Below are 13,095 nucleotides of genomic sequence, written 5' to 3'. Positions count from 1 at the left end.
ATCTGCGAATGCAAGTGAGAATGAGTCGCATATTTAGGGTCGCAAAAAGCCCGCCGGACCCTCGTCCCTGGCGGGCTTCTGGGGTCAGTCGGCCGCGGTCTGCTCAAGACCGTTGCCGACCTGGCGACGCTGCAGGCGGGCCACCAGGCGGCGGACCTCGCCTTCCTGCACACCGTCGCGGCGCATCAGCAGCTGGGTGATCGGATCGGCCAGCATGTCGCTGAGGGCCGGTTCACCGCGGCCGAACCAGCAGACCTGCTTGCCGGCCTTCGCCGTCACGCCAGTTGCCGTCATGGTCGTCTCGTACCGCTCCTGCATCGCCCTCTCCTTTCACTCTCACTCTCGCTACCTGCAACTCAGGTATGGCGCTGATCTTACCGGGGCAAGCATGCAGAGGGTGTGACGAGATTGCGGTCTTTTCGTGACGTGACACCAGTCACGAAATCACCCGGCATCGTGGAAGATCACGCCCAGCGTATGGCGTTCGCCGCGCTGCAAGGTGCTGACGCCATGCCGCATTGCAACACGGTAATCGCCGCGCGGGCCGCGTACCGGACGCTGGTTCACCGCGAAAATCACGGCGGCGCCGCGCTGCAATGAAACCACCTCGGCACGGCTCTGGCTGCGTGGCTTGTTCTCCACCAGCACGAACTCGCCGCCCTCGAAATCGGCACGGTCGCTGAGCAGCAGGGTGGCCTGCAGGGGAAACACCATCTCGCCGTAGAGGTCCTGATGCAGGCGGTTATAGTCGCCCGGACCGTATTTCAGCAGCAGGCAGGTGGGCCGTGCCTGGCCGGCGGCATGGCAGAGCGCCTTGTAGTCTTCATGTCGCAGCGGGAAGCGTGCGGGCAAGCCCATGCGCTGCTGCCAGTCATTGGCCAGCGGCGCCAGATGCGGATAGAGGCCCTGACGCAGGGCCTGCACCGGTTCGGGCAGCGGATACTGGAAATAACGGTATTCGCCCTGGCCATAGCCATGGCGCTGCATCACCACGCGGCTTCGGAAGCCATCCGGCCGGTCATACAGCGCGACTAGCGTGCGGCACTGGGACTCAGACAGCAGCGGCGGCGTGACGGCGAAACCGCGCTCGTTCAGCGCGGCAAGCAGGGCGGACCAGTCGAGGGCGGCGATGCGGGAGACGATGTCGGTCATGGCGGCACTCTAGCGCCGCGCGGAACAGGCCGCTTCCCGTTTATTGCGTTTGCGTCACGGCTTCAGCGCCGCAGCGAAGGTCGCCGTGTCGGTATAGACGCGGTATTCGGCGACGCGGCACCGCCCTGACTCATCTGGTGCAAAGCGGAAGGCGTTGGTCATGTTCACGGCGATGTCGCGCTGCGTGGCCTTGGCGCGCCAGCGGCCGCGGCCCAGCACCACCACCCAGTCGCCTTCGGCGATCACGGCCTCCTGCACCACCTCGACGATCCCCAGCGCCTCGCGCACTTGCGTGAGGAATCGGCGATAGGCCTCGAAGCCCTCATGCACGCCGACCCAGGGCAGCAGACCGGGCGGACCGAAATAACGCACCGTCACATCGGGCGACACGATGCGCGCCAGCGCCTCGAAATCGCCGTCGCGCAGGGCGGCGTAATAGTCGTTCAGCAGCGCCTTGCTCATGGACGGCTTCAGGGTGCGACGAAGTTGCGATAACTCTCGGCCAGTTCGGGCACCACGGCATCCATGATGGTCTTGCCGTGTTCCTTCGTGGCCAGCGCCGGGTTGGAGCCGATGCGGCCATCGGGGAAGCGGGCGCGATAGTCGGCCGCATCGGTGAAGCTGCCCCAGGGCGCGACGCGCGGCGACATCTCGGCCTGCTTCACGGCCTCGGGGTAGGCGTGGAAGGTGAGCGAGACTTCCGACGGCGTGGCGTGCGCCCCTTCCTCGCCGGGGAAGAGTTCGCCCGACAGCCGCTTGGCCGATGGCGCCTCCCACCAGTTCTTGATCGTGCAGCGCAGGCTGGGGGCGTTATGGCCTGCAGGAGCCATGCTGGCCTCGGCATAGATTTCGGAAAAGGCCGCCGTGGCGGTGGCGACATTGCCGCCATGGCCGTTGAGGAAAAAGAAGCGGTCGAAGCCATGCCGGCTTAAGCTGACCACCATGTCGCGGATCACCGCGATCAGCGTGGAGGGCCGGAGCGTCATCGAGCCGGGGAAACCCAGATGGTGCTGCGCCATGCCGACATTGATGGTGGGACCAACCAGCGCACCGGCTGCCTCGCCCACCGCTTTGGCCAGCACCTCGGCGCAGATCGCATCGGTGCCGACCAGGCCGTTGGGGCCATGCTGCTCGGTGGAGCCGATGGGGATGATGATCCCGGTCGAGCGTTTCAGGTAATCCTCGACCTCGGCCCAGGTGCTCAGATGCAGCAGCATGACGACTCCATTGGCGTATCACATTCCGTATCAGGATGTGATGCCACACCGGCGGATGTCTACCCGTCGGCCTGCCGACCGGTCAGAATTCCTTCCAATCGTCATCATCCGTCGCGGCGACAGCCACGGAGGCGGAACCAGCGGCCACCATGGGTGGGCGCTTGAGCACTGGTTTGGCCACCGGCTTTGCCGGGGGTTTTGGCGCCGGCTTCGGCGAGAGCGTGGCGGCGGCTTTCAGTGCGGGCGCCGCCGCCTCTGGTTTCGGTTCCGGCTTCGCTTCGGACTTGCCGGCCTCGCTCGGCACGGCGGCGGCAGCCGGTTTGGCCGCGACAGGCGCGCCAGTGCCGATGCGGAAGAAGCCGACCGCCTGGGCCAGCTCGCCGGCCTGGCCGTTCAGCGCCTGGGCGGCCGCCGTAGTCTGTTCCACCAGGGCGGCGTTGCGCTGGGTCATTTCGTCCATGCCGGCGACGGCCGTGTTGATCTGCTCCAGACCCGTCGCCTGTTCGCGCGAAGCGGCAGCGATCTCGGCCACGATGTCGCTGACCTTCTTGATCGCGGTGACGATCTCGGTGAGCGACTGGCCGGTGCGGTTCACCAGCGCGGCTCCGGTCTTCACCTGCGCGTTCGAATCCGCGATCAGCGCCTTGATGTCCTTGGACGCATTGGCGCTGCGCTGCGCCAGCGCGCGCACTTCCTGCGCCACCACGGCAAAGCCCTTGCCGGCCTCACCCGCACGCGCCGCTTCCACGCTCGCATTCAATGCGAGCAGGTTGGTCTGAAAGGCGATCTCGTCGATCAGCGACACGATATCGGCGATCTTCTGCGCGCTCTGTTCGATCTGGGTCACGGCGTTTACGGCTTCCTGCACCACGCTGCCGCCGCGATCGGCGGTGTCGCGCGCCGCCGTCGCCAGCTGGTTGGCGGCCTGAGCGTTATCCGCATTCTGCTTCACCGTCGCGGTCACCTCGTGCATGGAGGCAGCGGTCTGTTCGATGCTGGCGGCCTGGGATTCCGTGCGGCTGGCCAGATCCTGGCTGCCGGTGGAAATCTCGTCGGAAGCCGAGCGCACCTGTCCGGCCGCCTGGCTGAGTCGCGCCACGATATCCGACAGACGCTCGGCCATGCGGTTGGTGTCGTCCTTCAGGCGGCGGAAGGCGCCGTCGTAATCGCCGGTGATGCGGCGATCCAGCCGGCCATCGGCCATGGCGCCCAGCACGGTGCCCAGTTCGCCGATCATGCCTTCCACGGCCGCCGTCAGGCGATTGATGCCCTGGGCGATGGCGAGATAGAGGCCATCCTTGCCGTCCTCCGAGAGCCGCCGCGCCACATCGCCCGCCGCCACGGCGCCGACCAGGTCGGCAATCTCGCGTGCCGCCGCCTGCTCCTGCGCCTCGCGCGCCACGCGACGCTGTTCGGAGGCCTCGCGCTGGCGTTCGATCTCGCTCTCGGCATCGCGGCGCGCCACCATGCCGTCCTTGAACACCTGCAACGCGCGCGCCATCTCGCCCACCTCGTCACGATGCTCCGCGCCGGTCACGTCCACCGACAGGTCGCCATCGGCGAGCCGGCGCATGGTCGCCGTCATGTCCTGCACCGGCCGCACCACGCTGCGGCGGACCATGGCGATGGCCATAACGATCACCAGCAGCAGCACGCCGAGGCCGATGGCCGAGATCTCGATCAGCCGCATGAAGGCGGCATCCTGGGCCTGGTTGCGCTGCGCGAGATCCTCGCGTTCGGCATCGCGCATCTCGCTTAAACTGGAGCGGATTTCGTCCATCTGCCCCTTGCTGAGCGGCGAGCGCAGGGTGCGCAGGGCGGATTCGCGGCGGGTTTCATCCTTCAGGCGGGTGACCGCCGTTTCGGCGAATTTGAGCTGCCAGTCGACGATGCGGCTGGTGGCCTGGGCCAGGCGTTCTTCCTGTTCGGTGTCGCCGGCGGTAAGGGTTTTCAGCTCCTCCAGCAGCCGCGTGCTGGCCTCGCGGCCGGCATTCACGGTGTCGAGATGACTTTCGTTTTCCGACAGCGCGAAGCCGCGCACGGCGGTTTCCTGGTCCGACATCGCCTGGGCCAGGCCGGCCAGCGCATCCAGCAGGCGGAAGCTTTCCGCGGTCTGCTGCTGGGCGCGCTCCAGGAAACGCACATTCTGGTAGGCCAGGGCGGCGACGGCCAGAAGCAGCGCGAGGATCAGGCCGAAGGCAGCAGAGACGCGCAGGGAAATGCTGAGGTTGCGCATGGGGTCAGGCCTGCGGGCTCATCGGGGACTGCACGGGGAACTGCATCGGGCAAGGTCCTGCCACGCCAATAGTCACGCTATACATGCGCATCGCCTGTCTCTCTGGCTGTTTTCTGGCTGTATGTCTGGTTTTGTCTGGGGAAATACTTGGGGGGAAATACTTGCGGGCGGCATTGCGCCGGCCGAACGGCGCCACGCGCCCCCGTCGGTCGAACGGACGCGATCTGCCCCGATTGCTGCGGATTTTTGCCCCAGCTTGTGCCCCCAAGCTGCTCCGTGATCGGAGCGAATATTCAAGTAGTATAGGTTGCACCCATCGGGCGCAAGCTGGCTTAGTCTTTGATTCAATTACACTATAAGTAGAAATCGAGTATTCATGGCGGCCGGTTGGCCGCTTTTGAGTAATAAATAGAGCAACCGGCAGCGTCATTTGGCCTTTGCTGCACACTTCCGCGGCGCCGGTCGGCCCAATGCAAGCTTGACGGGGGGCGGTTCATCCCTATGATGCGCGCGCCCTCCCCGGCTCCTCACCGGGGGGATCGGCATTCCTTGCATGAACGGGTCGTCGTGGCTGCCTTCCCCTCATGCGCCGAATTCAGGACTGAAGAATGACCAAGCGTCAGGAATCCAAGTACAAGATTAACCGCCGCCTCGGCGAAAACCTCTGGGGCCGCGCCAAGAGCCCGCTGAACAAGCGCGAATATCCGCCGGGCCAGCATGGCCAGAAGCGCAAGAAGCCTTCGGATTACGGCGTGCAGCTGATGGCCAAGCAGCGTCTGAAGGGCTACTACGGCAACATCACCGAGAAGCAGTTCCGCCGCGCCTATGCGGAAGCCAACCGTCGCCGCGGCGACACCTCGGAGAACCTGATCGGCCTGCTCGAGCGCCGCCTGGATGCCGTGGTCTACCGCATGAAGGTGGTGGCCACCGTGTTCGCCGCCCGCCAGTTCGTCAACCATGGCCATATCCTGGTCAACGGCAAGCGCGTCACCATCCCGAGCTATCAGGTGAAGATTGGCGACGTGATCGAAGTGCGCGGCGCCGCGAAGGATTATCCCTTCGTGCTGGAAGCCGTGAAGTCGAGCGAACGCGACGTGCCCGACTATATCGACATGGACCAGGGCAAGCTGAAGGCCACCTTCACCCGCGTGCCGCTGCTGGCCGATGTGCCCTATCCGGTGAAGATGGAACCGAACCTGGTCGTCGAGTATTACTCGCGCTAATAGACCGGTTCATACTGAACACGAAAGGCCGCTCGCCAGAGCGGCCTTTTTTGTTGCCCGCAGCCCGGCGTCGGCGTTTACTTTCACCACCTATGGGGGAAGGGTCGCCCGGCAAATGATCACTGCGTTGCGCCGACAGTTTTTGCCGATCCTGGCGGTGGCGGCCATCCTGCTGCTCGGCGGGCTGGCGGCCCTGATGCTGCAGCAGCGCCAGGAAACGCGGCTGACTGCCAATGCCGAAGCGGTGCTGGCCGGCCTGACCGCCGAGATCGGCGACAACTTCGACACGCTTTTCATACCGGCGACCGCGATTGCCGATGCCGTGATCGAGGCGCGGCTGCAAGACCTGGCTTTCGCGGATGTCGAACGGCTGTTCTTTGCGCTGGCCGGTCATCCGGTGCGGCGCCTGCCGCAGATCAACGGCCTTTATCTCGGTTTTCCCGACGGCAGTTTCCTGCACAGCCAGGAATACGTGCCGACCGCCGTGATGGAGCGGGCCGGCGACAGGCTCGATCCGGCCATGGGCGTGCGCCGGCTGTTGCGCCCGGGCGGACAATCGGGCAGACCCGGTCCGCAGAATCGATGGTTCTATGCCGCGCGTGACGGTAGCGGCTGGATCGCGCTGGACCTGCCGGCCGATGGCTACGACCCGCGCCAGCGGCCATGGTATCGCGAAGCCCTGGCCAGCCAGGCCGCGATCTGGACTGCGCCTTATGTCTTCGCCTCGACCGGCAAGCTGGGCGTCACCCATGCGCGTGCCCTGCGCCGCCGCGATGGCCGCCTGTGGGCCGTGCTGGGCATCGACATGACGATCGAGTCTCTCTCCGACATCCTGCGCGAGCGTCAGATGGCGCTGGATCAGGCCGGCAGCATCGTCTTCGCCACTGACCCGGCCGGCGCGATGGTGGGCCATCCTCAATTGCGCACGGCACTTGAAAAGACCGGCCCTGGAAAGACTGGCGGCAACGTGGCCGAGGCCCTGCAGTCCCTGAGCCGGCCCGGCAGCCTGGAACGCGCGCTGATCGATGCGGCACCGGCAGCAGGCCTGGTGCAGCGCGTCGGCTTCGGCGGCACGGAATACATCATGACCCGCACGGAGCTGCGCGGCGAGGCGGCAATGCCGATGCATGTGTATCTGGCGCAGGACCTGGGCCTAGTGACGGCCGCCGCACGGCGCGACCTGGAACGCAATCTCCTGTTGCTGCTGCTCGGCACGGCGATTGCGGCGGCGGTCATTGCCTATGCGGTGAAACTGCGCGTGGAGATGACGGCGCGGCAGCGCGCCGAACGCGAGCTGGTGGCGGCCCGCGACCAGGCCGAAGCGGCCACGCGGGCGAAGTCGAATTTCCTCGCCACCATGAGCCACGAGATCCGCACGCCGATGAACGGTGTGATGTCGATGGCCGAGATGCTGGAACTCACGCCCCTGAACGGCGAGCAGCATCGCATGGCGCGCGTGATCCGCGATTCTGCCCAGGCCCTGCTGACCGTGATCAACGATATCCTCGATTTCTCCAAGATCGAGGCGGGACGGCTGGATATCGAGCATGTCGCTTTCTCCCTCGCCGAAACAGTGGATGGCGTGGGCGAACTGCTGGCATCGCGTGCCGATGAGAAGATGCTGGAGCTGGCGGTCGATATCGATCCGTCACTCGCCGACCGGCGCATCGGCGATCCGACCAGACTGCGCCAGGTGCTGCTCAATCTCGGTGGCAACGCGGTGAAGTTCACCCATGAGGGCGCCGTGACCCTGAAGGCGATGCCGCTGGTCGAAGGAGATGGCGACGACTGGTTGCGCTTCGAGGTGCGCGACAGCGGCATCGGCCTGACGCCGGAGCAGATGCAGCGGCTGTTCCAGCCTTTCGAGCAGGCGGATTCCTCGACCGCACGGAAATACGGCGGCACCGGCCTGGGGCTTTCGATCTGCCGCCGCCTCTGCGAGATGATGGGCGGCCGGATCGGCGTCGACAGCATCTTCGGCCAGGGCTCCGTCTTCTGGTTCGAACTGCCGCTGCCGCTGGCCGATCCGGCCGAAACCGCGGAGCAGAGTAGCGACGCCTTGAGCGCCCTGCTGGTTGGCCTGCCGGCCGAACACCAGGCCGTCGCGATACGCCATCTGCGGGCCGCCGGCGCCGAGGTTGCCGCCGCCGGGATGGCAGCGGCACAGGATCTGATGGCGACACGGGATTTCGACCTGGTGCTGGTGGATGCCCGGTGCGGCGACGGTGCCTTGCAGGCACCGGAGCGGCTCGGCGCCCAAGCGCAAAATCGAGGTGGCAAGACCACATTCGGGCTGCTGGCGCCGCGGGCACTGGTCTCGACTCTCGATGCCGCCGCGCACAGCCGTTTCCATATCGCCCTGACCTATCCGCTCAGCGGTGCCAGCCTGCGGCGCGCCGCTGGCATCGCCACGGGGCGTATCGATCCCGGCAGCATGGCGGCGACATTCCGCGAGGATATGGCCTTCGCGCCGCCCGACATCGAAACCGCGCGGACTGCCAGCGCCCTGATCCTGGTGGCGGAGGACAACCCGACCAACCGCCTGGTGATCGAGCAGATGCTGGCACGCATGGGCTATGCCTGCGAGATCGGCGATCATGGCGCGGCAGCGTTGGCGCTCTATGCGCGCGGCGGCCATGGCCTGCTGCTGACCGATTTCCACATGCCCGAGATGGACGGCTTCGAACTCACGGCCCGCATCCGTGCCCTTGAAGCCGACGGACGGCCGCGCCTGCCGATCGTCGCGCTCACCGCAGACGCGCTGACCGGCACCGAACAGCAATGCCTGGAGGCCGGCATGGACGGCTATCTGAGCAAACCGGTGAATTCCCGCGCCCTGGCCGCGATGCTGGAAACCTGGATGCCCCAGGCCCTGCCGCTGCGCCGGCCGGCGGGTGCCGCGGACAATACGCTTCAGCCGACGACGACGGCGCCGGGCCCAAGCTGGGACCGCGACATTTTCGACCCGTCGCAGCTGCGCGAGAGTTTCGGCGGTTTCAATGACCTGGCGCGCCAGCTTCTGCGCGATTTTGTCGCCGATGCCGGCCTGCGCGTGGCAGCAATCGCCGAGGCCGTGCAGGGCGGCGATCCGCAGGTCGTGCGCCCATTGGCCCATGCCCTGAAGGGCGGCGCCTATTCGGTGGGCGCAAAACGCCTGGGCACCATCGCCAGCGACCTGCAGGATGCCTGCGACGAGGCGGATACTGCCATGATGAACCTGATGGCGGAGATGCTGGCCCCCACGCTGGATGAGCTGCGCGACCTGCTGCCCACCATCCTTCAGAATGAGGACATTGCCGCATGATCGATGACAGCAGCCGGTACAAGGATCTGCGCATCCTGGTGATCGAGGATGAATCCTATACGCGGCATATGATCACCGGCCTGCTGCGGCAGATCGGTTTCCAGCATATCAACGAGGCCAAGGAAGGCGGCGACGGATTCAAGGAAACCATCCGCACACGCCCGCAGGTGGTGCTGTGCGACGTGCATATGGAGCCGATGGATGGCCTGGGCTATCTCGGCATGCTGCGCGGCTTCAAGAACGAGGATATCGCCGCGACGCCGGTGGTCTTCCTCACCGCCGACAAGCAGCAGGAAACCGTATTAAGCGCCAAGCAGCTCAAGGTGGACGGATACATGGTCAAGCCGGTGTCGCTGGCGACGCTGAAGCAACGCCTGGACGCGCTGCTCAAATTCCACAATCTGATCTGAATCGGCTGATCTGAGGCTCTATTCCGCCGCCTGCCGCGGCAACGCCTGACGCGCGTCTTCGTCGCGCCAGCGCAAAGCGATGTCGCGCACCATGTCGAGCATCGGGTTGAGTTCCTCGCCGCGCGGCGCCAGGGAATAGGTCACCTGCGGCGGAATGGTGGCGCGGTAGTCGCGGTGCACCAGCCGGGCTTCCTCCAGCATGCGCAAACGTTCGGTCAGCACCTTGGCCGAGATGCCGTTGATTTCGCGTTTCAGTTCGCCGAAGCGGCGCGGACCCTGGCTGCGCAGCACATAGAGGATGTAGGTGGTCCATGGCCCCATCAGCAGCCGCAGCACGGCATCGACCGGGCAGGCGGATGGCGATGCGGCGGTTGGGGCCAAGGCGAGGTTGGTCTGGGAGGGCGAGGCTGAATCGGGCATAGCGGACATCAGCATAATCCTTGTCGCGGCCGATCCGTGCGCCGAAGCGCGTGACGGCGGTTACAGGGTGGTTCAAGAAATGGACTTACTTTTAAGTACCTACTTTACTAAAGAAATCAATAGCTCATATTTCATACTTACATGAAGTAACCAATGCGCTTCAGGTAATCAATAATTCCTATCCAAATCAGGGACTTATACAATGACCAAGGTTGCCATCGTCTATCATTCCGGCTACGGCCACACCCAGAAGCAGGCGGAAGCCGTGGCCGAGGGCGTCGCCCGCGTGGCCGGCGCCAAAGCCCTGCTGATCCCGGTGGCCGAGGCCGAGGAGCGCTTCGACGAGCTGAATGCCGCCGACGCCATCGTGTTCGGTTCGCCCACCTACATGGGCAGCGTGTCGGGTCCGTTCAAAACCTGGATGGACGGCACCTCGAAAGTCTGGGGCAAATGGAACGGCAAACTGGCCGCCGGTTTCACCAATTCAGCCTCGCAGTCGGGCGACAAACTCAACACGCTGATGCAGATTTCAGTGTTCGCCGCGCAGCATGGCATGATCTGGGTCAGCCTCGGCCTGATGCCGGGCAACAACAACTCCAAGGGCAGCGTGAACGACCTCAACCGCCTGGGGAGTTTCCTCGGCGCCATGGCGCAGTCGAATGCCGACCAGGGCCCCGAACATGGCCCGATCGCCAGCGACCTGGAGACAGCGAAGCATCTGGGTCAGCGCGTGGCCGAGACGGCGAAGGCCTACAAGCCGGCGCGCGAACTGGTGGATGCGTAAGCGTCAGAGCGTTTCGACCGCCACGGCGAGGGACGGCGACACCTGGCCGTCCCAGTCGCGGCGGGTGAAGACCTGCGCATTGTCGCGCGCGCGGCGCAGCAGGCCGAAATCCAGATCGGCGTGAATCCAGCCGGGACGACTGAGTTCGCCCTGAACGATCACGCCATCGTCGGGCAGCCCGCGATCCGGCGCGGCGAATACGCCGGCCCAGCCGACATTCACATCCACCGCCGGCGACCAGGCGGCATCGCCCACGGTGGGCGCGACGGCGACATAGATCTGATTCTCCAGCGCCCGGGCGCGGGCACCGACCAGCACGCGGTTGGCGCCGGCCAGCGTATCCGTGCAGCTGGGCGCCAGCAGCAGATCGGCACCAGCCGATGCCTGGGCATGGGCGATCAGCGGGAATTCGATGTCGTAGCAGATGCTGATGCCGAAACGGATCGTTTCGCCGCCGATCTTTGCCTCGAAAATTTTAAGCCCGGCACCGCCCCGGATAATCCATTCCTCGCGCTCGAAGCGCGTCATCTGGCGTTTATCCTGGAAGCCCATCGCGCCATGCGGTGAGAACACATAGGCACGGTTGATGAAGCCATCGCCCTGTTTCACCGGCAGGCTCGGCGCAACCACAAACACACCATATTGCCGCGCCAGCGAGGCATAGGTCTCGACGAAGGCATCGTGATACTGCTGCATCGCCGCGATCTGGCCGGTGAGGTCGCGCTGCACAACCTCGGGCAGCAGGGAGGCCAGCTCCATACCGCCATATTCGGGAAACAGCAGAAGCTGCGCGCCGGCATCGGCCGCCTGCCGCACCCAGGATGCGGCATTGGCCTGCCAGCCTTCCAGCGACGCGAATTTCCCGATGGGGTACTGCGCGCAGGAAATCTTCATGCCCGCAGGTCCTTCATCCAGTAGATCATCGGCTTGGGCGTCTCGGCCGCGTCGCCGATATCGCGCCAGGAAAAGCTGGCGACCAGATCGGGTCGTTTGACATAGCCGCGTTTGCCCCAGAAGGCATCCAGCGGCACGTAATCGGCCGGCTTCATCGGATGATCGTCGGGCCGCTGCACGCCACAGAAACAGCAGAGCGGATAACCGAAGCCGCGCGCCGCCGCCTCGCGCTCTTCGAAGAATTTGACGCCGATGCCATGGCCGCGATACTGCGGCAGCAGAACGGATTCGCCGAAATAGAAGATCTCGGCCGTATCCATGCCGGCCCGCACGAAGGGCGCGCGCACGTAATCCGCTTCCTCGTCCAGCGCCAGCGCGGTGGAGGCGCCCACCACGGTTTCGCCGTCGAGAGCCACCACGATGGTGCCGGTTCGCGCCTGGACATAACGCGCGATATAGCGACGCTCATACTCCAGCGAGCCCTCGTAGAGATAAGGCCAGGCGCGGAAGACCGCGATGCGCAGCCGCGCCAGATCGTCGAGCCGGGCGCGCATCTGCTCGCCCGTGAACCGGACAACGCGGATGGCGCCCCCGGCGCTGGTCATCCGCCGACCTGCCGGATCCAGTCGTTGAGATTGTAGGTGTTGGAAATGCGCGCCACCTTTCCGGCGCGGATCTCGAAAAAGGCGCCGGCCGGCAGGCTGTAGCGCTGGCCTTCGGCCGGCGGCAGGCCCTCGTCGCTTTCCAGATACACGCCCAGCACGGTGAACTCGGCGGCCGCGCGGGTGCCATCGGCGTTGGTCATCACGAACAGGTCGACGATCTTTTCCTCGTAGCAGCGGTTCATGCGCTCGAGGAAGGCGCGGAAGGCAGCCTTGCCGGTCTGGCGTTCACCCTGATTGATGTCATGCACCACGTCGTCGGTGAGCAAGGCCAGAAAACCCTCGACATCCTTGGCATTGAAGGCGTCGTAATAGGACCGGATCAGAGCTTCGGCATCTGTATTGGGCATGGCGGACTCGGCAAAGAAAAAGGGCGCGGACAGGATAGCTGTCCGCGCCCATGAATGCCATAGGACGGGCGAAGGAAGCGATCACGCCTCCTGATGGGCGACGCCCTTCTGCTTCAGGTAATCCTGCAGCTCGCCGTTCTGGTACATCTCGCGCACGATGTCGCAGCCGCCGACGAATTCGCCCTTCACGTAAAGCTGCGGGAAGGTCGGCCAGTCGGAGAATTCCTTCAGATGCGTGCGGATCGCCGGATCGGCCAGGATATCCACGCCCTTGAATTTCAGGCCCAGCCGCGAGAGCACCTGCACGACGGTGGCCGAGAATCCGCATTGCGGAAAGACGGGTGTGCCCTTCATGAACAGCACGACGTCGTTGCCGGCCAGTTCCTCGCGGATGCGTTCGAATGTCTGTTCTTTCTCGCTCATGGCGATTATCCCCTGCAGGT

14 protein-coding genes are annotated in these 13,095 nt (G+C 65.2%); 4 read left to right on the top strand and 10 right to left on the bottom strand.

The annotated features are described in order from the left end of the window. Positions 1–84: 84 nt before the first annotated feature. The 5 genes from ACK4FJ_RS07120 to ACK4FJ_RS07100 form a co-directional block, all read right to left on the bottom strand. Positions 85–318: a hypothetical protein gene (locus tag ACK4FJ_RS07120; protein WP_409765155.1), complete on the bottom strand. Its 234-nt coding sequence runs from the start codon at positions 316–318 to the stop codon at positions 85–87. A gap of 126 nt (positions 319–444) precedes the next feature. Next, a complete protein-coding gene (locus ACK4FJ_RS07115; protein WP_409765154.1) occupies positions 445–1,152 on the bottom strand; it encodes a 2OG-Fe(II) oxygenase in 708 nt (235 codons plus the stop codon). Between the two features lie 54 nt (positions 1,153–1,206). Then, complete coding sequence (locus tag ACK4FJ_RS07110) at positions 1,207–1,614, bottom strand: nuclear transport factor 2 family protein (RefSeq protein WP_409765153.1); 408 nt, start codon at positions 1,612–1,614, stop codon at positions 1,207–1,209. An 8-nt stretch (positions 1,615–1,622) separates the two neighbouring features. Next, positions 1,623–2,369 (bottom strand): creatininase family protein, encoded by a 747-nt coding sequence (locus ACK4FJ_RS07105; RefSeq protein ID WP_409765152.1) that lies wholly within the window; start codon positions 2,367–2,369, stop codon positions 1,623–1,625. A gap of 82 nt (positions 2,370–2,451) precedes the next feature. Then, the gene (locus ACK4FJ_RS07100; RefSeq protein WP_409765151.1) at positions 2,452–4,605 is read right to left on the bottom strand and encodes a methyl-accepting chemotaxis protein; all 2,154 of its coding nucleotides are present in this window, start codon (positions 4,603–4,605) and stop codon (positions 2,452–2,454) included. 608 nt (positions 4,606–5,213) lie between these two features. Between ACK4FJ_RS07100 and rpsD the strand changes: the two genes are divergently transcribed. From rpsD to ACK4FJ_RS07085, 3 genes are all read left to right on the top strand, one after another. After that, positions 5,214–5,828, top strand: coding sequence for a 30S ribosomal protein S4 (rpsD, locus tag ACK4FJ_RS07095; RefSeq protein WP_409765150.1), 615 nt, complete (start codon positions 5,214–5,216; stop codon positions 5,826–5,828). A 115-nt stretch (positions 5,829–5,943) separates the two neighbouring features. After that, entirely contained in the window at positions 5,944–9,132 is a 3,189-nt protein-coding gene (locus tag ACK4FJ_RS07090) for an ATP-binding protein (protein WP_409765149.1), read from the top strand. Continuing rightward, positions 9,129–9,542, top strand: a complete 414-nt coding sequence (locus ACK4FJ_RS07085) for a PleD family two-component system response regulator (RefSeq protein ID WP_409765148.1) — start codon at positions 9,129–9,131, stop codon at positions 9,540–9,542. Before ACK4FJ_RS07090 ends, ACK4FJ_RS07085 begins: the two co-directional genes overlap by 4 nt. Positions 9,543–9,560: 18 nt before the next feature. Here the strand turns inward: ACK4FJ_RS07085 and ACK4FJ_RS07080 are convergent, their stop codons facing one another. After that, a complete protein-coding gene (locus tag ACK4FJ_RS07080; protein ID WP_409765147.1) occupies positions 9,561–9,971 on the bottom strand; it encodes a winged helix-turn-helix transcriptional regulator in 411 nt (136 codons plus the stop codon). 193 nt (positions 9,972–10,164) lie between these two features. On the opposite strand from ACK4FJ_RS07080, the gene ACK4FJ_RS07075 reads away from it, so the two are divergent. Next, positions 10,165–10,746, top strand: a complete 582-nt coding sequence (locus ACK4FJ_RS07075) for a flavodoxin family protein (RefSeq protein WP_409765146.1) — start codon at positions 10,165–10,167, stop codon at positions 10,744–10,746. 3 nt (positions 10,747–10,749) lie between these two features. Here ACK4FJ_RS07075 and ACK4FJ_RS07070 read toward each other — a convergent pair whose 3' ends face one another. From ACK4FJ_RS07070 to grxD, 4 genes are all read right to left on the bottom strand, one after another. After that, complete coding sequence (locus ACK4FJ_RS07070; RefSeq protein WP_409765145.1) at positions 10,750–11,640, bottom strand: carbon-nitrogen hydrolase family protein; 891 nt, start codon at positions 11,638–11,640, stop codon at positions 10,750–10,752. After that, entirely contained in the window at positions 11,637–12,245 is a 609-nt protein-coding gene (locus ACK4FJ_RS07065) for a GNAT family N-acetyltransferase (protein ID WP_409765144.1), read from the bottom strand. Before ACK4FJ_RS07065 ends, ACK4FJ_RS07070 begins: the two co-directional genes overlap by 4 nt. After that, positions 12,242–12,652: a ketosteroid isomerase-related protein gene (locus ACK4FJ_RS07060; protein WP_409765143.1), complete on the bottom strand. Its 411-nt coding sequence runs from the start codon at positions 12,650–12,652 to the stop codon at positions 12,242–12,244. Before ACK4FJ_RS07060 ends, ACK4FJ_RS07065 begins: the two co-directional genes overlap by 4 nt. Positions 12,653–12,733: 81 nt before the next feature. Further along, the gene (gene grxD / locus ACK4FJ_RS07055) at positions 12,734–13,075 is read right to left on the bottom strand and encodes a Grx4 family monothiol glutaredoxin (protein ID WP_409765142.1); all 342 of its coding nucleotides are present in this window, start codon (positions 13,073–13,075) and stop codon (positions 12,734–12,736) included. Between the last annotated feature and the right edge of the window lie 20 nt (positions 13,076–13,095).

Source organism: Ferrovibrio sp. (assembly GCF_046297595.1).
In the GTDB taxonomy this organism is placed as follows: domain Bacteria; phylum Pseudomonadota; class Alphaproteobacteria; order Ferrovibrionales; family Ferrovibrionaceae; genus Ferrovibrio.
Note: the sequence above shows the minus strand (reverse complement) of the source record. Positions and strands in the feature narration are given on the sequence as shown.